At 39.0% G+C, this 19,461-nt stretch carries 19 protein-coding genes and 1 other annotated feature; of the genes, 16 read left to right on the forward strand and 3 right to left on the reverse strand.

Annotated features, from left to right (window positions below; translation table 11 throughout):
- Positions 1-134 precede the first annotated feature (134 nt).
- The 13 genes from AC4PID_RS10255 (at position 135) to AC4PID_RS10315 (ending at position 13,775) form a co-directional block, all read left to right on the forward strand.
- Positions 135-1,097, forward strand: a complete 963-nt coding sequence (locus AC4PID_RS10255) for a hypothetical protein (RefSeq protein ID WP_492131915.1) — start codon at positions 135-137, stop codon at positions 1,095-1,097.
- A gap of 13 nt (positions 1,098-1,110) precedes the next feature.
- Positions 1,111-2,046: an ABC transporter ATP-binding protein gene (locus AC4PID_RS10260; protein ID WP_492131916.1), complete on the forward strand. Its 936-nt coding sequence runs from the start codon at positions 1,111-1,113 to the stop codon at positions 2,044-2,046.
- Between the two features lie 10 nt (positions 2,047-2,056).
- A complete protein-coding gene (locus AC4PID_RS10265) occupies positions 2,057-3,388 on the forward strand; it encodes an ABC transporter permease (protein WP_492131917.1) in 1,332 nt (443 codons plus the stop codon).
- Positions 3,372-4,532, forward strand: coding sequence for an ABC transporter permease (locus tag AC4PID_RS10270; protein WP_492131918.1), 1,161 nt, complete (start codon positions 3,372-3,374; stop codon positions 4,530-4,532). The genes AC4PID_RS10265 and AC4PID_RS10270 overlap by 17 nt, the downstream gene beginning before the upstream one ends.
- A gap of 84 nt (positions 4,533-4,616) precedes the next feature.
- Positions 4,617-5,015: a secondary thiamine-phosphate synthase enzyme YjbQ gene (locus AC4PID_RS10275; protein WP_492131919.1), complete on the forward strand. Its 399-nt coding sequence runs from the start codon at positions 4,617-4,619 to the stop codon at positions 5,013-5,015.
- 127 nt (positions 5,016-5,142) lie between these two features.
- Entirely contained in the window at positions 5,143-7,842 is a 2,700-nt protein-coding gene (locus AC4PID_RS10280) for a sigma-54-dependent transcriptional regulator (protein WP_492131920.1), read from the forward strand.
- A gap of 304 nt (positions 7,843-8,146) precedes the next feature.
- Positions 8,147-8,404 (forward strand): HPr family phosphocarrier protein, encoded by a 258-nt coding sequence (locus AC4PID_RS10285; protein ID WP_492131921.1) that lies wholly within the window; start codon positions 8,147-8,149, stop codon positions 8,402-8,404.
- A complete protein-coding gene (locus tag AC4PID_RS10290; RefSeq protein WP_492131922.1) occupies positions 8,405-9,298 on the forward strand; it encodes an N-acetylglucosamine kinase in 894 nt (297 codons plus the stop codon).
- Positions 9,299-9,308: 10 nt separating this feature from the next.
- Positions 9,309-9,608 carry a PTS sugar transporter subunit IIB gene (locus AC4PID_RS10295; RefSeq protein WP_492131923.1) on the forward strand — a complete coding sequence of 100 codons (300 nt, stop codon included), beginning with the start codon at positions 9,309-9,311 and terminating at the stop codon, positions 9,606-9,608.
- A 141-nt stretch (positions 9,609-9,749) separates the two neighbouring features.
- Complete coding sequence (locus tag AC4PID_RS10300; RefSeq protein WP_492131924.1) at positions 9,750-11,033, forward strand: PTS sugar transporter subunit IIC; 1,284 nt, start codon at positions 9,750-9,752, stop codon at positions 11,031-11,033.
- A gap of 72 nt (positions 11,034-11,105) precedes the next feature.
- On the forward strand, positions 11,106-11,420 hold the full coding sequence (locus tag AC4PID_RS10305) for a PTS sugar transporter subunit IIA (RefSeq protein WP_492131925.1): 315 nt from the start codon (positions 11,106-11,108) through the stop codon (positions 11,418-11,420).
- Between the two features lie 6 nt (positions 11,421-11,426).
- Positions 11,427-12,512: a DUF871 domain-containing protein gene (locus AC4PID_RS10310; protein WP_492131926.1), complete on the forward strand. Its 1,086-nt coding sequence runs from the start codon at positions 11,427-11,429 to the stop codon at positions 12,510-12,512.
- Positions 12,513-12,623: 111 nt separating this feature from the next.
- Positions 12,624-13,775, forward strand: a complete 1,152-nt coding sequence (locus AC4PID_RS10315) for an MFS transporter (protein WP_492131927.1) — start codon at positions 12,624-12,626, stop codon at positions 13,773-13,775.
- 76 nt (positions 13,776-13,851) lie between these two features.
- On the opposite strand, the gene AC4PID_RS10320 is transcribed toward AC4PID_RS10315, so the two are convergent.
- The gene (locus AC4PID_RS10320; protein WP_492131928.1) at positions 13,852-14,745 is read right to left on the reverse strand and encodes a selenium metabolism-associated LysR family transcriptional regulator; all 894 of its coding nucleotides are present in this window, start codon (positions 14,743-14,745) and stop codon (positions 13,852-13,854) included.
- Positions 14,746-14,943: 198 nt separating this feature from the next.
- Positions 14,944-15,164: a binding site (T-box leader), on the forward strand.
- A 92-nt stretch (positions 15,165-15,256) separates the two neighbouring features.
- Here AC4PID_RS10320 and cysK point away from each other — a divergent pair.
- The 3 genes from cysK (at position 15,257) to AC4PID_RS10335 (ending at position 17,628) form a co-directional block, all read left to right on the forward strand.
- A complete protein-coding gene (cysK, locus tag AC4PID_RS10325; protein ID WP_492131929.1) occupies positions 15,257-16,180 on the forward strand; it encodes a cysteine synthase A in 924 nt (307 codons plus the stop codon).
- A gap of 11 nt (positions 16,181-16,191) precedes the next feature.
- Positions 16,192-16,773 (forward strand): serine O-acetyltransferase EpsC, encoded by a 582-nt coding sequence (gene epsC / locus AC4PID_RS10330; protein ID WP_492131930.1) that lies wholly within the window; start codon positions 16,192-16,194, stop codon positions 16,771-16,773.
- A gap of 96 nt (positions 16,774-16,869) precedes the next feature.
- Positions 16,870-17,628 carry an ATP-binding protein gene (locus tag AC4PID_RS10335; protein ID WP_492131931.1) on the forward strand — a complete coding sequence of 253 codons (759 nt, stop codon included), beginning with the start codon at positions 16,870-16,872 and terminating at the stop codon, positions 17,626-17,628.
- 187 nt (positions 17,629-17,815) lie between these two features.
- Here AC4PID_RS10335 and AC4PID_RS10340 read toward each other — a convergent pair whose 3' ends face one another.
- Both AC4PID_RS10340 and AC4PID_RS10345 read right to left on the reverse strand, forming a co-directional pair.
- Positions 17,816-18,733 (reverse strand): PhzF family phenazine biosynthesis protein, encoded by a 918-nt coding sequence (locus AC4PID_RS10340; RefSeq protein ID WP_492131932.1) that lies wholly within the window; start codon positions 18,731-18,733, stop codon positions 17,816-17,818.
- 3 nt (positions 18,734-18,736) lie between these two features.
- The gene (locus AC4PID_RS10345) at positions 18,737-19,273 is read right to left on the reverse strand and encodes a Holliday junction resolvase RecU (protein ID WP_492131933.1); all 537 of its coding nucleotides are present in this window, start codon (positions 19,271-19,273) and stop codon (positions 18,737-18,739) included.
- Between the last annotated feature and the right edge of the window lie 188 nt (positions 19,274-19,461).

The following is a 19,461-nucleotide window of genomic DNA, read 5'->3' on the forward strand; positions in this document are numbered from 1 at the left end:
AGTTGTTTCATAAAAAGGGGTTATTTTAGTTAGCACACAAAACCATGACAAAAGTCATGGACGAATTAGCTATAAGTCAGAGGTCTCTTTTATCGATACGATATAGAATAGCATTAGAAAGTGAGGTAGCCTTTATGCGTAATAATAGGAAAATAGGAATTGTACTGCTTGTAATTGTGAGTATTGCTTTTACGGGGTGCCAGTATGGCACTGATTATAAAGATTATATAGAAGCAAGTGACAGAACGGATCAGATAAAAAAAGGTGCTGTGTCTTTTGACTTTAGTATGGACAATCAGATGAGTGAAATGGTTAATAATAGTGAGGATGAGGCATTAGAACAAATGGGTACTTGGCTTAAAACAATCGTTCTAAACGGTGTAACCCATTTTGATAGGGAAGTACAATCCTCTATAACTGAACTCAATTATAACCTCGGTGGACTGGGAAATGATGTAACGCTTTATCAACCTTCTAAGGAAGAAATGTATATCAAATTGCCTTTTGACAGTCGCTTGTTCAGACTACCAGAAGGTGAAAATTCAGATCAGTACGATGCATTTGGAAAAGCATTAATTACCATTGGAACTGAATGGACACAGATGATGCAAAAAGAAAATATTTTTATTGGCGAGAAAACCATCATTCAAAACGAAGCTGGTGACATAAAGGCGACTAAGTTTACTGTAAGGCCAACGACAGGGCAGCTAGAGACCTTTAAAGCAAAGCTGAAGGTGGTGCTTCAAGATAATGTTTCTCTACTAAATGAAGTGATCAAAGAACAGTTCGGTAACGTAGATCTGTCAGATGAAGAATTGAGTCAGTTAATCAGCGCTTTGTTTGATACAGTTGATATTAGTAAATACGAGGAGGTGGCTTTCATGGATATGGATGGCTACCTAGTAGACCAAACGATTTATATTGAGATTGAGTACCATTCAACCTCACAGATGACCAATGTATTTGAATCACAGACAATAAGGATTCATACCAGTTATTTTGACATTGAAAAAAACCAAAGTATGGATTTTAGCGTAATAAAAAGGGAAAATGCAGTTCCAATTGATGCGTTAATGCCACCTATGGGAAACGAATAGAGGAGGAAAGAACATGATGATAGTAGCTGAAAAATTAACGAAGAAATTTGGGGATTTCACCGCAGTTGATGCCATTGATTTAACGATAGAGAAGGGCAAAATTGTGGGTCTTTTAGGACCGAATGGAGCAGGCAAATCCACTACCATTTCTATGATATCAACTTTATTTAAGCCAACCTCAGGCAGACTGTTTTTTGAAGGCAATGACATCGTTAAAAGTCCTAAATGGATTAAACCACATCTTGGATATGTGCCACAGGAAATTGCACTTTATGATTCACTATCAGGATACGAAAATTTAAAGTACTTTGGCGGGCTTTATGGACTTTCTGGTGTAACGCTTAAAAAGAGAGTGGAAGAAGTTTCAAAGGTTATCGGAATCGATGAGAGACTCAAGGACCGTGTTTTTGAATATTCAGGTGGTATGAAGCGTCGAATCAATATTGGTGTGGCACTTTTACATGAGCCAAAGCTGATCATTATGGATGAGCCTACGGTTGGTATCGATCCACAGTCGAGAAACCATATTCTTGAAACGGTAAAAAGTTTAGGTGATCAGGGCATTACAGTCATCTATACTAGCCATTATATGGAAGAGGTCGAGGCGATTTGTCAAGATGTTTGGATCATGGATCACGGTAAAATGATTGCCAATGGCACTCAAGAAGCCTTAATAGATCAGGCAGGCATCCATACAGCGATTCGCATGAAGTTCGACTCAGCTATAAAAGAAAGACTCGATCCACTTAGAAAATTAAATCACGCGATGGCAGTGGATTTGATATCTGATGATGAGTTGGTTGTGCTGGTTAATGGCGGTGGTAACACTCACAAGGAAGTTATAAAAAGTGTTATGGAAATGAATTACGATTTAACTTCATTCGATATAACCAGACCAAATTTAGAGCAAGTCTTTTTGAAATTAACAGGCAGAGGCTTGAGAGATTAGAGGTGAAAAGATGCTAATTAAATTATATAAGAAGGATATGGCAGTACTAATGTCAGATAAAAAGGGTTTGTTTATCTTTATCCTGATGCCTATAGTACTTACCACAATCTTAAGCTTTGCACTTTCCGGTAATTTTGGTGAACCAGGTGTTATGTCGCCGATAGAGGTGGCAATCGTCAAGTCTTACGATAAAGAAGCAGAAAGTAATGCTTATTTAGAGATGGTATCGCCCTATATGGGAGAGGGATTGGCATCGCTTAAAGCATCCCTAAATAAGGATCTCGACTTTGAAGGTCTGTTCTTCAATACATTCTTAGGTAATACCGAAGTAAAAGCAATGCTATCAACCAAAGTCATGTCGGAGGAAGAGGCGCTTAAGGCATTGGACGAAAAGTCAGTTAAAGCAATCGTCGTATTGCCTAAGGGCTTTATCATGGATCAATTGATAAACTACACGATGCCGAATCGAAATGAAATGACGATCCAAATCATTAGACATACTGATTATAGCTATTCAGGAGACATCGTCGAGAGCATCGTCACTAGTTATTTTGAAACCTTGAATAAACAAATCGTGAATAAGAATACCTATTTAAGTGTTGGTTCAGCTTATTTAGATCAAGCGACATTAATGGCATCACTGTCACTGGTTATGTCAAGCGAGTCTGCTTCATACTCTGAAAAAGTAACGCGAACCATCGTACCTGGAAAAAGATTAATTGATAGTCCTACCTATTATTCCATCGCAATGATGGGGATGTTTATCCTATACAGTGCTGGCTATATGGGGCGGGAGCTCTTAAGAGAAAAAAGACTGCTCACTTTAGACCGTGCCAGCGTAGCAGGTGTTAGTTATATTAAGGTGTTAGCTGGAAAATTCTTAATGACCATTACCCTTTGTGTGATCCAAATGAGTCTATTAATTCTATTCGCTAAGTTTGCGCTTGGTGTAGACTGGCTGAATCCAATTAAAATACTAGTTGGCATTTTCTTTTCAGCAGTGGCAGTTAGTGGTGTGGGTGTATTTGTTAGTGCGTTGACACTAACTTCTGAAAATTATCGCGTTGCGAACATTTTTGAAAATCTGCTCATTCATCTTTTTGCTTTATTTGGCGGTAGTTATATTCCACTCGATGTATTGCCTAAGATTTTTATGACATTGAAATACTTTGCATTAAACGGAATCGTCATCGATCTCTTTCTCAATACGTATCAGGATGCAGGTTGGAGCAAGTTAGGATTGTATTATCTTTCCTTAATAGGCATTTCAGTCTTCTTTAGCATCCTTACTGTGTTGATGATCAAAAGAAAGGAGGTATTCACTTATGAAGGCACTCATTAAATTGAAAATAAGATTAATGAAAGACAATCTCATATTGTATGTCATCATGGCAGCGATGAGTTTGATTCTTTCAGCAGTCTTTGGTGGTACTATGGGCGGTAGCTACAGTCCGACCATCGTTGTAGTGGACGAACTTCAAACGGTTGAAACCTCGAACATCATCAGCGATCTTCAAAAGAATCATGCCTTTAATGTAAAGCTAATGGATTATGAAGCTGCTCTTGATGAAGTAATGGGACGTAATGTAATAGCGGCAGTGGTCTTTGATAAAAGCTTAGACCAAGGTGTGAACGTGATTCAGCTGAGAGACACGGTCGAAGGTTTCCAGCTTTCAAGACTCCTGGAAGACGAGCTCAGCTTATTGGAAAATATAAAGACATTGGATGCGCAATTATCCAGCATTCTAGTCAATGAAAAAATTGTGTTTAATCAAGATGACCTTTACCTTGAGGTGAAAAATACCTTTAGTGACCAATGGGATCACAAACGACCTGTTAGCATAGAATCCTATCTGGTCGCTTCTGATAACGCTTTGACTTCAAATGTTAGTCGTCACTATATGATTGGTATGACGTTGTTCTTTGTCACTTATTCACTTATGTTTACAGTGGGGGATTTTCTTGAGGATAAGAGATTGCACACTCTGGATCGCATGATGATTGCACCTATTAGTCGTAGGGGCATTCTTTTCTCAAATCTCGTCAGTTCGATGATTGTTGGTGTTTTACAGATTTGCTTTATGGTGCTGATTGGAAAATTCTTATTCCACATCGACTGGGGTCAAAATTTACTAGGGGTAATCGGCGTTGGTATCTTATATATTTTCGTTATGACCACACTAAGCTTATTTGTCGTCAGTATCGTTAAAACCATGGCTCAATTAGGTGCTGTATCACCCATTATCCTTACTGGCATGGGCATGCTTGGTGGTTGTATGTGGCCACTTGAAATTATCTCATCAAAGGTACTGCTCACTTTAGCAAATTTCACACCTCACAAATGGGCACTTGAAGCGATTGAAACACTTGCTGGTGGCAATACATTCTCCTATCTACCCGTCATCGTGCTTTTGGGAATGGGTATAATTTACCTCATCCTCGGCGAGAGAGTAATGTATTTTAAATCTCTTAAGGACAATCAGTAAATTATGATTAAAAATAAATCCCTGTTTAATCTAATCGCATCTGTCGTATATATGAGATAAGAAGCCGTGATTGGAGGGGTGTTTATGTTTAAAACAATCGACATTAAAACGACAGAACAATATCAAATGTACGAAATTTTAGAGGAAATCAAACGAATCGTAAGTGAAAGTGGTGTTTTATATGGGATTGTAATCGTTCATGTACCTCATGCTACTGCGGCACTGACGCTTAACAAGAACTACGATCCAGTGGTTCAAAAGGACATCATTGAAAAGCTTAAGGAAATTGTACCAAAGGATGGGAACTATTTACACATAGAAGGTAACAGCGATGCACACATAAAGGCATCCTTGTTCGGTAACACCGAAACCTTGATCATCGAAAATGGTAGAGTTGAGCTTGGGATGTTCCAATCCATTTTCTTATGTGAGTTTGATGGTCCAAGAAAACGTAAAATTAATATTAAGGTTCTCGAAGGATAGTTTGTTGACGATAACTCTCAGCTTGTGATACCATGAGCTGAGAGTTTTTTTTAGCCACAATCTTGCTTGTGGCAAAATTGGAAGGCTCGATGCCTAAAGATTTGATAAAGCAAAAAGGGGAGTCGATATGCGAAAAATTGATGAAGTACTCAATTGGATTTCAGCAAAACCAAATGAATCGTTTACAGCAAATCAAATATCAGAAGCACTATCGATCGACAGAACCAATGCAAGTCGACATCTCAATCAATTGGTGGTCGATAATAAAATCCAAAAAATAAAGACTCGTCCAGTTCAGTACCAGCTGTTACATACTAATGCTGAAACGAGTTACCTCTCAAAACCAAGTTCGGAAAAGAAGACGTCACTCGACCTTTTAATAGGAGCGGAGAAAAGCTTAAGTGTTCCGATCCAACAGGCAAAAGCAGCTATTCTATACCCGCCTAGAGGACTACACACTTTGATTTTAGGTGAGACGGGTGTGGGTAAATCCATGTTTGCAGAGCTGATGTATCAGTTTGCAAAGAATTCGAGTATGATTGGTGAAGATGCGCCTTTTGTCAGGTTTAACTGTGCAGACTATGCTGAGAACCCGCAATTGTTAACCGCTCAGATCTTCGGCGTGAAGAAGGGGGCATATACAGGTGCGGAAAAGGATAGAGAAGGTCTCTTAAGTAAAGCGAATGGTGGTATTATATTTTTAGATGAGGTACATCGCTTATCTTATCAAGGGCAGGAAATGCTCTTTACTTTTATTGATAAAGGCTACTTTAGACGGCTTGGCGATACTGAAGAACGTCAGTACGCTGAAGTACAGATTATCGCTGCAACCACAGAGGACCCAGAATCGGCACTCTTAAGAACGTTTACAAGACGTATTCCTATGACGATTCAGCTCCCAGCACTGAACGAGCGTGGCTTAAAGGACAGATACATGTTGATACAGACCTTTATAAAGGAAGAGTCAAAGCGTCTGTCGAAAAGCATCTACATTAACAAAAATGCACTTGAGTCATTTTTGCTTTATGATTGCCCAAGCAACATCGGACAGCTTAAAAGCGATATTCAGCTGGCTTGTGCAAAGGCTTTCTTCAACTATAAATCACAAGATAAAAGCTATATTTTAATAGAGCTAAGCGACCTGCCACAGCAAGTGGGGCGTGGTCACCTCAGAATCAAAGAAAATCGATCTGAAATAGAAAAACTCATTAAAAACCAAGATGACATCTTTAAGTTTCACTACGATGATGAAACCATGTATCTCTACGAGGATTTGGATGACACTTATTTTTATGAGCAAATTGAAAGCAAGCTAACGCGGCTTAGAAACGATGGTCATAGTGAAGCTGAGATCAATCAGATTATGAGCATTGACATTGAGACGCACTTTAGAAAATACATGGTGGATATGACGCCACACTTTAAGAAGGACGAAATCGCTAAGGTGGTGGATGTTGGGATTGTAGAATTCACTGAAAAAGCACTTTCAGAAGCAAGTGAAAAGCTAGGCAAGTCCTTCGATGAAAAAATCTTTTATGGTTTTGCTCTTCACCTCAACGGCAGTATCGAACGCCTTAGAAGAGGCAAGAAGATCTATCATCCAAAGCTGAATCTAATAAGGGTTAATTATCCTGACGCGTTTTTAGTTGCGATGGAGCTGGCGAAGAAGATAGATGAATCATTTAATGTAGAGACACCACTAGATGAAATCGGATATTTGACCATGTTTCTCGCATCCAACCCACATGAACACATAGGGGAAAAGGATGAGAATGTGGCTGTTTTGATTATCATGCATGGTAATTCCACTGCATCAAGTATGGCGCAGGTGGTGAATACGTTGGTAGGCACAACACATTGCCATGCGCTGGACATGCCGTTGAACATGAAGCCACAGGCGATGGTTGAACTCGCGGTGAGCAAGGTGAAAGAGATTCACGAAGGCAGAGGCGTCATTCTTTTGGTAGATATGGGATCGTTGGTGAATTTTTCTGAAATCATTTATGATGAAACTGGCATATCTTGCAAAACCATCGACTGCATCAGTACACCTATTGCGCTTGAAGCTTGTAGACGAGCAGTTCTAGGTCGTGACTTAACAGAAATTCATTCTGCTTGCTCCGAGTTGATGGGCAGAGCGCCAACTGTGGTTAGTGTGCCAGATATTCGTAAGAAGAATCTAATTATTACAGTGTGCTTCACTGGTGAAGGGGCAAGCGAAAAATTAAAAGAGCTGATCGTTTCACAACTGGATTTAGGCGATTCTTTTGAGGTCGTTCCGTTAGACATCCTAAACCGCAAAGCTTTTGCAGCTTCGGTGGCAGAATATCGAAGAACGCATGAAATTCTTGCGATCGTTGGAACTGTAGAGGTGGAAGAGCAAGGTATTCCTTATATTTCAGCAGTGGATGTATTGACGGGTAAGGGCATGACGCTATTAAAGACATTGGTATCTCATCAAGACGAATACATTAAAATAGGCGATTCACTTTCTGAGCATATAGAAACGGTAGATGCCAAAGAACTCATTTCTTATGTGCGTCAATTTAGCATCGATGCAGAACGCTTATTAAAGGTAAAGGTACCTGATGATGTAAAGGTTGGCATCGCGCTTCATATGAGTTTTTTAGTGGAGCAGATAAAAACTGGGACACACAGTAAGCGTCGCGATGATGTGGATGCCTTTATTTCTAAGAACTCAAGAGAAATCGCTTTGATTAAGCAAGCCTTAGGTGCGCTTGAGAGTCGATTTGGACTTAAGTTCAATGAAAGTGACGTTGCTTATCTGGCCAAACTCTTTTTATCTAATAATATTGAAAGTGTGTAAAAAATACACTAAAACGTCAAAGTTACACACAAACACAAACTGTGTAAAAATGTGTGTCGACGTTTTACACACTGAATACACATAATTTAAGACTAATTTTACAAAAAAAAGCCAAAAAATCCGTATATACGGATTTTTTTTTGTATTTTTTTACAGAAAATTAAAAGTTAGAAACCGCTAAAATGCACGAATAATTAAACATAACACCAATTTTTTAAAAAACATCCGATAAATTTGGATGACTTGGCACGGGTTTTGGCATCATTCATGCATTATATAAGCGTGTAAGTGAGGAGGTGTGTATTTGAAACAATTAGCAGTTAGAGTACAAAGCGAAACAGGACTTCATGCTCGACCAGCGAGCCAGTTTGTCACTGAAGCTTCAAAATATTCAAGTGAAATCAAAGTTCAAAAAAATGAGAAGCTCGTCAATGGCAAAAGTATTATGGGCATTTTAGGTTTATGTGTTAATACGGGTGATGAGATTATCATCATTGCAGATGGTGAAGACGAAGCTCAAGCTATTGAAGGGATCAACCTATTATTTGAAGGCGGTCTATAAATGTATTATATCGGAATGGATGGTGGCGGTTCAAATACCATAGGCATAATCGGTAACGCAGATCAAATATTATTTGAAGCGACTTCAGGGCCATCAAATTATCATAACATTGGGAAACAAGGTGCTCAAGCGACGATAAAGGACTTATTGTTTCTTTTGTTGGACCACGAGGGCGTTTCCTTGAGCGAAGTTGAGACCATCTGCTTCGGTGGCGCAGGTGTGGACACACCTTCAGATGAAGCCGTTATTAGATCGCTTTTTAGTGAACTGGGATATAAAGGTGGGCTCATTGTCATCAACGACGCACTTGTGGCAATGGCAGCTGAGACGGGTAGCTTAACCGGCGGTATTCTTATCAGTGGAACAGGCTCTATCGCAGTAGGTGTAGATGCAGAGGGTAAGGCACATCGCGTCGGTGGATGGGGGCACCTTGCCGATGACTATGGTAGTGGTTATAGAATTGGTATCAGAGCCATTGAGGCAATGTTCAGAGCCTATGATGGCAGAGGTGAAAGCACAGGATTGTTTGAAGCCTTAAAGGATCAAATGACGGTAACTTCGGTTCCGGATATAATCGATTTTCTGTACAATAGAGACAATCAAAAACACCAGATAGCAGCACTTGCAAAAACAGTGGCAACACTGGCTGAAACCGATCAGGTTGCAAATGCTATCATCGATCAAACGGCTGTTGATTTGGTGGAAATGTGCTTCGCTTTACAGAAATGGGTGAATCAGTCGCCACTCGAAATCGTGTTAAGTGGCAGTGTTGTTATGAACAACGATGCGATCGTTAATAAAATGAAAGCGCTCTTACCAAGTGACATTCACATTAAGAGATTGAACGAAAGACCTGTAGTAGGGGCATATAAATTAGCCAAAAATAAGAAATAGGAGAGAAGTTATGAAAAAAATCATGTTGGTATGTTCGGCGGGAATGTCGACGAGTTTGCTTGTCACTAAAATGATGAAAGCAGCAAATGATCAAGGGATGACAATAGAGATTTTTGCATGCTCTGAGTCAGAGGCGAAAGCAAAGTACAATGATGTGGACATCATCTTGTTAGGACCTCAGGTTCGTTTTTTACTATCTAAGATTCAAAAGGCGGTTGAAGCAAAAGGAACACCAGTTGCGGTTATCGATAGTATCGATTACGGCACGATGAATGGACCAAAAGTCCTTGAAAAAGCATTAAAATTGTAGACGTACAATTTTAAGTTTCATCACCACAGCACGTGATCACTTGCTGTGTTAAATCAAGAGCACATGCTCAAGGTTTATCGTATGGAATCATAAATTTATCAGAAAAGCTTTTCATCAACTTTTAATTACAGGGGGTTAGTCATGAACAAAATTATGAGGCTTCTAGAGAGAAGTTTTATCCCAGTGGCTGGGAGAATTGGTTCACAAAGACATCTCGTCGCAATTAGAGATGGTTTCGTGGCATTGATGCCGATCCTTATAGCAGGATCATTTGCAGTATTAATTAACAATTTACCAATTGACGCTTATCAAAATGCGATGACATCTATCTTTGGAGATAGCTGGAAAAGCTTTGGCGGTAACATTTGGTGGGGTGCATTTGCAGTAATCTCTATCTATCTTGCTTATAGTATTTCATACAACTTAGCTAAATCTTATGAAGTAGATGGATTAGCAGCTGGTATGATTTCATTAGCAGCATTTTTCATCATGGTGCCTCAAGTATCACCAAACGGTGGTTGGGGTGACGTTAACTGGACTTATCTCAACTCAGGTGCAATGTTCGTGGCATTAATCGTCGCAATCGTTTCAACTGAAATCTTCGTCAGATTAACGCGCGTTAAACACTTAGTAATTCGTATGCCTGAAGGCGTACCACCAGCAGTTGCAAAATCATTTGCTTCATTGTTCCCAGGTTTATTAACTTTAGTCATCTTTGCTTTTGCATCGATTTTATCGACTAAATTACCTGATGGCAACTTATTCGCATTTATCAATAGAGTTGTTGCAGCGCCACTTACAAACGTTGCTGATACAATTGGTTCTGCAATCGTTATCGTATTTATGAATCAAATTCTATGGTTCTTCGGTCTTCACGGATCAAATATCATTGGCGGTATCATCGAGCCAATATTACTACCAATGATTCAAGCAAACATCGATGCATTCCAAGCTGGTGCTGAACCAGTTTACACGGTAACAAAAGTTATGCTTGATACGTTTGTTTATATGGGTGGTAGTGGTGCTACTATCGGTCTTTTAATTGCAGCATTCATCGTTGCGAAGAGAAAAGAACATAGAGAGATTGCTAAATTAGGTATCGGACCTGGTCTATTCAACATCAATGAGCCTGTGGTATACGGTTTGCCAATCGTACTGAACCCATTCTTGTTAATTCCTTTTATCATTGGTCCAATTTTAATGGTAATCAACACCGTTGTCCTTATGAAACTCGGTATTTGCCCTAAAACGGTAGTAATCGTACCTTGGACGTTCCCACCAGTAATCGGTGCTGCAATAGCAACTGCTTCTATAAAAGGTGGTATCGTTGCACTGATCAACCTTGCAATTGCAACCGTGGTTTATTTACCATTTATGGGTGCACTTGATAGAAACAAAACACTAAACTCTGGCGAGAACAAATAGAAAAACAGTATAATGAGATTAGGGGATGAGCAATCATTCTCTAATCTCGATTTACTAGAATAGGAGCATTTTATGGAAATGGTTATAATGAATCTGATTACGAATAGTGGTGAGGCAAAAAGTGCGGCTATGGAAGCGATTGGCTATGCAAAGACTTTTAAGTTCGAAGAAGCACATGCTGCCATCGAAGCATCTGCAGCGAGTCTTTCAAAGGCACACAAAAGTCAAACTGCTTTGATTCAATCAGAGGCATCTGGTGATAAGGTTGAGCTTTCGATGCTCTTAATTCATGCACAGGATCACTTAATGAATGCTATGACTGCAAAAGATTTAGCATCTGAAATCGTAGAGTTGTATCAAGTGATTTATAATATGACTAGAAAGTAGGCAGAAATGAGAAGACTAGGCGTATCGGTCTATGTGGATCAAGCCCCGATAGATGAGATTAAGAATTATCTAAGTTTGGCTGCTGAAAATGGGTTTTCACGTGTTTTCACCTGCTTAATCTCCGCAGGGGAGGAAGGGACTGCATTTATTGACAAGTTTAAAGAAATGACAGAACATGCTTCAAGACTGGGAATGGAAGTGATTGCAGATGTTGATCCTACAGTATTCTCAACTTTTGATTTATCACCAAGTGATCTGTCTTTTTTTAAAGAGATTCATCTTTCAGGAATTCGTTTGGATCTAGGCTTTTCTGGACATGAAGAAGCTTTGATGTCATTTAATCCGCATGGGATTAAAATAGAACTTAATATGAGTAATGGTAATCGGTACATCGATAATATTCTCAGCTATCAACCGAATTTAGGCAATATTTATGGCTGTCATAACTTTTACCCACACGTTTATACTGGCCTTTCTAGAACTCACTTTTTAAAATGCTCAGAGCAGTTTAAGCAGCTCAATGTTAAAACAGCTGCATTCGTAAGTTCATCACATGCTGAGTTTGGCCCATGGCCTGTCTCTGAGGGGCTTTGTACCTTAGAGTCACATAGAACCTTACCGATTGAAACGCAGGCAAAGGACTTATTTAATACAGGATTAATTGACGACGTTGTCATAGGCAATATGTTTGCCTCAGAAGAGGAAATTAAAGCACTGGGCAAACTCGATCGCTATCTTTTATACCTTCAGGTAGCATTTACAGAGAACACGACAGACCTTGAAAAAACCATTGTCTTAGACGAACCCCATTTCGTAAGAGGCGATGTTTCTGAATATGTTCTAAGATCAACGATGAGCAGGGTGAAATTCAAAGGTGAGTCTTTCCCACCTCATGATACAGATGAGATTAAACCAGGCGATATTCTTATAGAGAACGATCTATATAAAAGATACACTGGAGAATTGCAAATCGCATTAAAGGAGATGCCAAATAGTGGTAAGACCAATCATGTGGCAACTGTAGTATCACATGAACAGTTCTTACTAGATGAACTGAAACCATGGCAATCTTTTAGATTTTGCATCAAATGATTTGGTTCCAAATGATTTTAAAATTATAGGATGGACAAGTTGTGACGATGTGCTATACTGATGCTTAAGGCATATTTTACAAACAAATTTTAAAGATCTTTTGAGGCATCAATGAATCGTTATAAGTCATTCTATTTTGTATTATTTTTTACATGGTCATCTGTGTATACGTTAATAACGCTCTATCTCAATGAAGAGATAGGGCTTTCTTTGTCTACAATTGGATTAGTAATGTCTATCTTGCCATTAATCTCACTGGTTTTTCAGCCGATTTGGGGATTGGTGTCAGATATGAAGGGCAATAAGCGGATTGTACTACAAGGGTTATTAATAGCGACAGCACTTCTTACAGGTGCAATTACTTTAATAACCCAACAGTTCTGGGTCATCGCACTGTATTATCTCTATCAGATTTTCCTGTGTGGTCAAGGGCCATTGTCAGATGCGATGACGATTGAATATGTAAATCAGGCAACTGAAGGGTCATTTGGATACGTTAGAACCTGGGGTTCTCTGGGTTATGCGATAGGAGCTTTTTTCGTCGCTTGGATTTCCAATCGTTACGGACTGGTGTGGTTATTTTATATAGCGAGTATCGGTTATGTTTTAAGTTTATTCCTGACCTTTCGATTAGATGCGTTCAAACTGCCAAGGCTAGATAAGACGCTTAAGGCAGATTTATCAGCATTGTTAAAGGAAAAGAAATATCTATTTGTACTGGTATACAGTTTTCTGCTCATCGGTTCATTTTTTGGATCCGATCAGTACCTAGGGCTTTTTATAAGAAGCACTGGTGTGGATTTGTCAAAGTTAGGACTGATAACGTTTATTTCCGTATGCGTGGAAGTACCGTTGATTTCTCAGTCTAAAAGGTTAATAAAACGCTTTAGCGCAACAAAGCTGCTGGTTTTCATGAATGTGATCGCCATCATAAGGATGCTGGTGCTAAGTCAAAGTACTGAGCTTTGGCAGTTTGTTTTAGCGGGTGTGCTAAGGGGACTATTGGTTGGGATATTTGTGCCACTTTTCGTTGAACTTATAATTGAGATGACACCTAGAGCAGTGGTTACTTCAGCTATTGCCATCTATTCGGCAGTTTCCTCTGGAATAGCAAACTTTATCTTTACTTTGATCAGTGGATTTTTGGCGGATTATCTAGGCTATCAAGGGTTGTTCTTGACCGTGGGCATCTTCATGTTGCTACCATTAGGTTTGGCGATAAAGATGCACCGAAAGACGTATTCTGCAGAATCAATAAAATAAAAATCCTGTGTTCATATCACGCTTTCTTAGAAAGTGTTTGATGAACACAGGATTTATTTTATTTGAGAAAAGTTTTTCAGACTTCATCCTTAAGGCTAATTAAAAGCTTCACGAAATCCTCTGCAGCCGGTGAAAGCGTTCTTCGTCTATTGGTAATCAAGTGTATGTTACGGGTTGTATTTAAACCTTTGATATGAAAAGCCTTAACGGGCAAGTTTTTACTATAGCACTTAAAAAGTCGCTCGGACATATATGAAATGCCAAGTCCAGAGACGACGAGATTGATGATTAAATTAAGGTTATCGCTCTCTACGATGGTATCCAATAATGAGATATCAAGACCGCATTCAGCCATAAGACGTTCAATTTCTATACGTGTTGCGGATTGATCGCTTCTACTAATGAACTTGTAAGGGAGAATTTCAGTGAAATCCACCATACCTTCTAATGGTAAGTCTTCACTACAGATAAAGACCATGTCGTCATCAAATAGAGGTGTGCTAATAAAACGTTCATTTTCGATGTGCATACCAATTAACCCAAGGTCACTGGATAATGAGCATACGTCTTCTAGAATAACAGTAGATGTCTTTTCTTCTATGATAAACTTTACCTCAGGATGCAAGGCCTGATAGATTTCGATGGCTTTTGGTAATAGCACAAGGCTCGGTGTTGTGGACGTGGAAATGGTGATGGAGCCAGTAATTTTCATCTGAGAAGTAATAATGTTATGGATGGCTCTATTTTTCATATTGATCATATCAAGGGCATAATTAAGAAACTCAGAACCTGCGGGTGTGAGATTAACTTCTTTTGACGTTCGATCGAAAAGTGGGGTACCAAGCTCTTTCTCAAGATTGGAAATGTGCAAACTGATCGTTGGTTGTGATAAAAAGAGCGCTTTACCGGCTCTTGAAAAATTCTTATAACGCGCCACATTGACGAAAGCTTCAAGCTGACGAAAATCCATAGTATCACCTCTGACACTATTTTAACACATAAAAATTAAACTGCACATAGGTTGAAGGTCTGAAAAGTTAAAAAATTAACGACACATCCTTAACAATTTATTTACTTTTTCATAGTTGACAGTTATGCATCAAGAGGGTAAAATACGTATTAAGATATCGTACTGAATTAGTTGGAATTAATTTGGTAGGGATTATAGGTTAAAGCATTGAAGAAGGAAAGTAGTTTTCAAAAGTCTTTTAGAGAGAAAACGGTTGGTGAAAGTTTTCAGGCGGTTGTCAATGAAGTGCCCTTCGGAGCAGTATACCGAATTAAGTAGGCTATACCGGGTTCTCCCGATACAGAGATAGAGTACATCGTACTTGAAGGTGGATCTTTGATCAATTAGAGTGGAACCGCGGAGTTTACTTCGTCTCTTAGTAGAGACGGGGTTTTTTTATTTTATGAAGCGTACGAATCAAAGATCCCTTAAGACAAGGCGCTGTATTCGTAGCAGAAAGAGAGAGGAAAAAATGATGGAATCGAAATTAGTTAAGGAAGATGTATTATCACTTATTGGCAACACACCAGTCGTTAAATTAAATCATTTAGTTGATGAAGATATGGCAGAGGTTTATGTTAAGCTTGAAGGCATGAACTTAACAGGAAGTGTTAAAGCTAGAGCTGCACTGGGTATGATTCTAGACGCTGAGAAGTCAGGCGCACTAAAAAACGGTATGACAATAATTGAACCAACAAGTGGGAATACGGGAATTGCCCTTGCATATATAGGTAAACTTAAAGGTTATCCGGTAACCATCGTTATGCCGGATACGATGAGTGTTGAAAGAAGAAACATCATCAAAAGCTATGGCGCAGAATTAATATTAACAGATGGCAGCAAAGGAATGAGCGGCGCTATTCAAGAAGCAACTAGACTTTCTGAGACGCCAAACTATTTTATGCCTCAACAGTTTAAAAATAAAGCCAATAGAGACTATCACTATCAAACAACTGGTCAAGAAATCATTGATTCGTTTGAAAGCTTGGATGCTTTTGTTGCTTCAGTTGGTACTGGTGGAACAGTATCTGGTGCAGGTGCAAGACTGAAAGAACACTTCAGTGGCATTAAAGTCATCGGTGTTGAACCTGTTGAATCACCGGTTTTATCAGGTGGTCAGGCTGGACCGCATAAGATTCAAGGGATTGGCGCTGGATTTGTTCCTGAAATCTATGATGCAAATGTCGTTGACCAAGTAGAAAAAGTAGACAGTACACAGGCATATCAACTTACAAAAGAAATATTTGAAAAAGAAGGACTATTTTTAGGTATATCAAGTGGGGCAGCGATTGAAGCAGCGCTTAGAGTTGCAAAAGAACTTGGTAAAGGTAAAAAGGTGGTCGTAATTTCACCAGATGGTGGCGACAAATATATTTCTAATAACGTATTTTTATAGAAGGTGATTGAATGTTTAAACGTGCAAAAGAGTATTTAAAATTTATTAAAGAATCGGATCCTGCGGCACGCAGCTATTTAGAGGTACTTTTACTCTATCCATCTGTTCATGCAATAGCGCTTTATAGAGTCAGCAATTTTCTATATAGACATAATCGATTCTTCTCAGCTAGATTCGTTTCACAGTTGAGTCGATTCTTTACTGGAATCGAGATTCATCCTGGTGCGACCATAGGTAAAGCTTTGTTTATCGATCATGGCACTGGTGTGGTTATCGGTGAAACGACAATTGTAGGTGACTACGTTACGATCTATCAAGGGGTAACACTTGGCGGAACAGGAAAAGATACAGGAAAGAGACATCCGACGATAGGCGATCGCGTTACAATTGGTGCTGGTGCTAAAATTCTTGGTCCAATTCATATAGCAGCGGGAACGAAAATCGGCGCAGGCTCTGTGGTATTAACAGATACTAAGACTGAGTCAACAGCGGTAGGTATTCCAGCGAGAGTCATCGGCGGGATTGATTCATCAGTGATTCCAATTTTTAAATTTAAAGACAAATGCGACGTTTATAACGATATGGTGATTTAAAATCAAACGGCACCGTTTTGTAACATAAGTTACAGACTTGCCGTTTTTTCTATTTTATAATAAGCTTACAATATGAGTGATGTGTAGGAGGAAATTATGAAAAGAAATGTAATTGAAATTAATGAAGATAAATGTATTGGTTGTGGATTATGTGCCGGCGCTTGTATGCAAGGTGCAATTGAGATCATCGACGGTAAAGCAAAGCTGGTAAGCGAATCTTACTGTGATGGACTGGGAATGTGCTTGCCTAAGTGTCCAGTAGATGCGATTCATATCGTTGAAAAGGAAACAGATGCTTTTAATCAAGAACGTAAAAATATCAAGGCTAAAAGTGATGCGCCTAAGGCTATGGAAAGTGGCTGTGGCTGTGCTGGCTCACAAGCGAAAACTTTTGATAGAATAGCGACGATTCCTACTTTAGATATGGCGCCTAAGGCGACGATTACGCCTTTAACTTCTAAAGCTGAAGCTACATTTGATGGCGTGGTGCCTTCGGAACTTATGCAGTGGCCTGTACAGTTGAGATTGGTTAGTCCAAATGCACCGTATTTCCAAAATGCGGATCTTTTAATTGCAGCGGATTGTACGGCATTTGCTTACGGTGATTTCCATAGGGATTTCATTAAGGGTAAAGTAACTGTCATCGGTTGTCCAAAACTAGACGACAATCAGTACAATACGGATAAAATAGCACAAATTTTAGCGTCGAACGAGATCAAGAGCATAACTGTCGTTAAAATGGAAGTGCCATGCTGTGGCGGTATGATTTCTGCGGTTAAATCGGCGATGTTAAAAGCACAATGTATTGTTCCTTACAGCGAAGTCACTATTTCAACAGATGGCAGAATTAAGTAGTAGCAAGCAATTAATATGAGTTAACAGCAATTCTAATTTCAATAAAAAATCCTATCCTCACAATAAGCGTATTTGCTTGATATGAGAGATAGGATTTTATTTTTGTAATCGTTTATTTTAGTAGTAGTTACTTATAATAGAAGTTATTTATAATGTATTTGGTCTTATATAACAGTTGCCCACGAGATTATTCGGATGCCTGTGCTTCGATTAAAACGCGTTCGCCTACAAGGTAGCAGTTACCACCCACCCAAACTGAAAGGTTGGGTTCTTCAAAGAGTTTGGTTTGAATCAGACTTGTATTTGACATGGCTTCTCCTTGAAGTACATCCATTTTATAGTAGACTGGCAGTTGCAAGTCTTTGGCTAATAGTGGTGCTTTGTCTTGAAGATTTTGATACAAGTATGCAACAAGTGCACCATTGGATGTTCCCGTCGCTGATTCTTCGTCAATACCATAGAGCGGGGCAAAATTTCTAGCATAGACTTTTCCGTCTTCAATAGCAAAAGCGTGTACACCGACAACAGCATGTGCCTCTGAGAGCTTTGACAATGCCTTCATATGGACATCTAAACGATTGAGAGCCTTTCTTGAGCGAATCGGTAAAAATAAATCCTTTAAGCCTGTGCTCCAGATTGCGATGGGTAGGGATGGGGAATAATCCATTTCAATGGATGGAAAAGCCTTAACAAAAGCGTCAGAAAGCTCAATGTGAGGCGTAATCTCATCAGGAGTAGCTTGAGCCATCCAAATGGTAACCTCTGGTACAGCTGTATCGATTTTTACTGTAAGTTCGCCAGCGCCTGTCAATTGTGTATAAGAACCTTCTGTTAAATACCCAAGATGATTTAACAGCCAAAAGCTGGCTATGGTTGCATGACCGCACAAAGGCACTTCATCAGTGGGTGTAAAGAACTTAAGCTCAAAATCAGCAAGAGTTGTCGAGCGAATAAAGGCAGTTTCTGAAAAACCAACTTCTTTTGCTATGGCTTGCATTTGAGCACCGGACAGAGCATTTTCAAAATCGAGCACAACACCTGCTGGATTACCACCTTTTAACTGATATGAAAATGAATTAACCAAGTAAACTTGAACTTTTTTCATAGATTACTCCTTTTTTAATGTCTCTTTGTAGGTGACATATGTGTTGAGCGTTTCCATGTAGTTTAATATGCTACCTGAGCGCTCTTTTTTTATCTGAAATTCCTTTAACATCGCTTTATATGGAATAGATCGCCTTGTGCTATCCTTTGTGTAATAATCGGCAATCATTTCATATGGCACCAGATAGAACTCATCATTGAACTTAAAATGTATGATGATAAATGCCAACCCGCCTTGTGCGTCTATATCCTTCATATATTCAATCTGATGGTCGTGTATATTTTGAAGCGGTAAGCTCTTTAGGTTGGTTTCTTTCGCATCAAATGCTAAGCAAACACCTTGAGCGATACCGATAAAATCCACAGTGGATTTTTTTTCAAAAAATCCTTTAGTGATCATGCCTTGATGGTCAATATCGATCACTTTTATCGGTGTACTCACTTTATCTACTCGACATAATCCTAATTGATGGTAATATTGATTTGTATAGTAGAGAAGTTCTTCTAATGCGTCTCCTCTATGACCTCTTTTTCCCCACATAGTACCCTCCCAAATAAAGAATAACAGAAATTCGTCAACCTGTGAATAATGGAGAAAAAAATGTGGACAAAATTGTGGATAATGTGTATAACCGAACAATAACTTTTTAAAATTTTCAGAATTAGCCAAAATTTTTATAGTTAGGAGGTGTTTTGGTGAATTAAATAGGCTGTTCATTACAAAATGTT

The sequence above is a fragment of the Fusibacter sp. QWL-12 genome, from assembly GCF_058683495.1.

Coding starts and splice junctions, on each gene's coding strand:
- AC4PID_RS10290 (WP_492131922.1), top strand. CDS start 8,405: ATGTATTATATCGGAATGGATGGTGGCGGTTCAAATACCATAGGCATA.
- epsC (WP_492131930.1), top strand. CDS start 16,192: ATGTTTAAACGTGCAAAAGAGTATTTAAAATTTATTAAAGAATCGGAT.
- AC4PID_RS10335 (WP_492131931.1), top strand. CDS start 16,870: ATGAAAAGAAATGTAATTGAAATTAATGAAGATAAATGTATTGGTTGT.
- AC4PID_RS10265 (WP_492131917.1), top strand. CDS start 2,057: ATGCTAATTAAATTATATAAGAAGGATATGGCAGTACTAATGTCAGAT.
- AC4PID_RS10260 (WP_492131916.1), top strand. CDS start 1,111: ATGATGATAGTAGCTGAAAAATTAACGAAGAAATTTGGGGATTTCACC.
- AC4PID_RS10310 (WP_492131926.1), top strand. CDS start 11,427: ATGAGAAGACTAGGCGTATCGGTCTATGTGGATCAAGCCCCGATAGAT.
- AC4PID_RS10300 (WP_492131924.1), top strand. CDS start 9,750: ATGAACAAAATTATGAGGCTTCTAGAGAGAAGTTTTATCCCAGTGGCT.
- AC4PID_RS10315 (WP_492131927.1), top strand. CDS start 12,624: ATGAATCGTTATAAGTCATTCTATTTTGTATTATTTTTTACATGGTCA.
- AC4PID_RS10320 (WP_492131928.1), bottom strand. CDS start 14,745: ATGGATTTTCGTCAGCTTGAAGCTTTCGTCAATGTGGCGCGTTATAAG.
- AC4PID_RS10270 (WP_492131918.1), top strand. CDS start 3,372: ATGAAGGCACTCATTAAATTGAAAATAAGATTAATGAAAGACAATCTC.
- AC4PID_RS10305 (WP_492131925.1), top strand. CDS start 11,106: ATGGAAATGGTTATAATGAATCTGATTACGAATAGTGGTGAGGCAAAA.
- AC4PID_RS10275 (WP_492131919.1), top strand. CDS start 4,617: ATGTTTAAAACAATCGACATTAAAACGACAGAACAATATCAAATGTAC.
- AC4PID_RS10280 (WP_492131920.1), top strand. CDS start 5,143: ATGCGAAAAATTGATGAAGTACTCAATTGGATTTCAGCAAAACCAAAT.
- AC4PID_RS10255 (WP_492131915.1), top strand. CDS start 135: ATGCGTAATAATAGGAAAATAGGAATTGTACTGCTTGTAATTGTGAGT.
- AC4PID_RS10295 (WP_492131923.1), top strand. CDS start 9,309: ATGAAAAAAATCATGTTGGTATGTTCGGCGGGAATGTCGACGAGTTTG.
- AC4PID_RS10340 (WP_492131932.1), bottom strand. CDS start 18,733: ATGAAAAAAGTTCAAGTTTACTTGGTTAATTCATTTTCATATCAGTTA.
- AC4PID_RS10345 (WP_492131933.1), bottom strand. CDS start 19,273: ATGTGGGGAAAAAGAGGTCATAGAGGAGACGCATTAGAAGAACTTCTC.
- cysK (WP_492131929.1), top strand. CDS start 15,257: ATGATGGAATCGAAATTAGTTAAGGAAGATGTATTATCACTTATTGGC.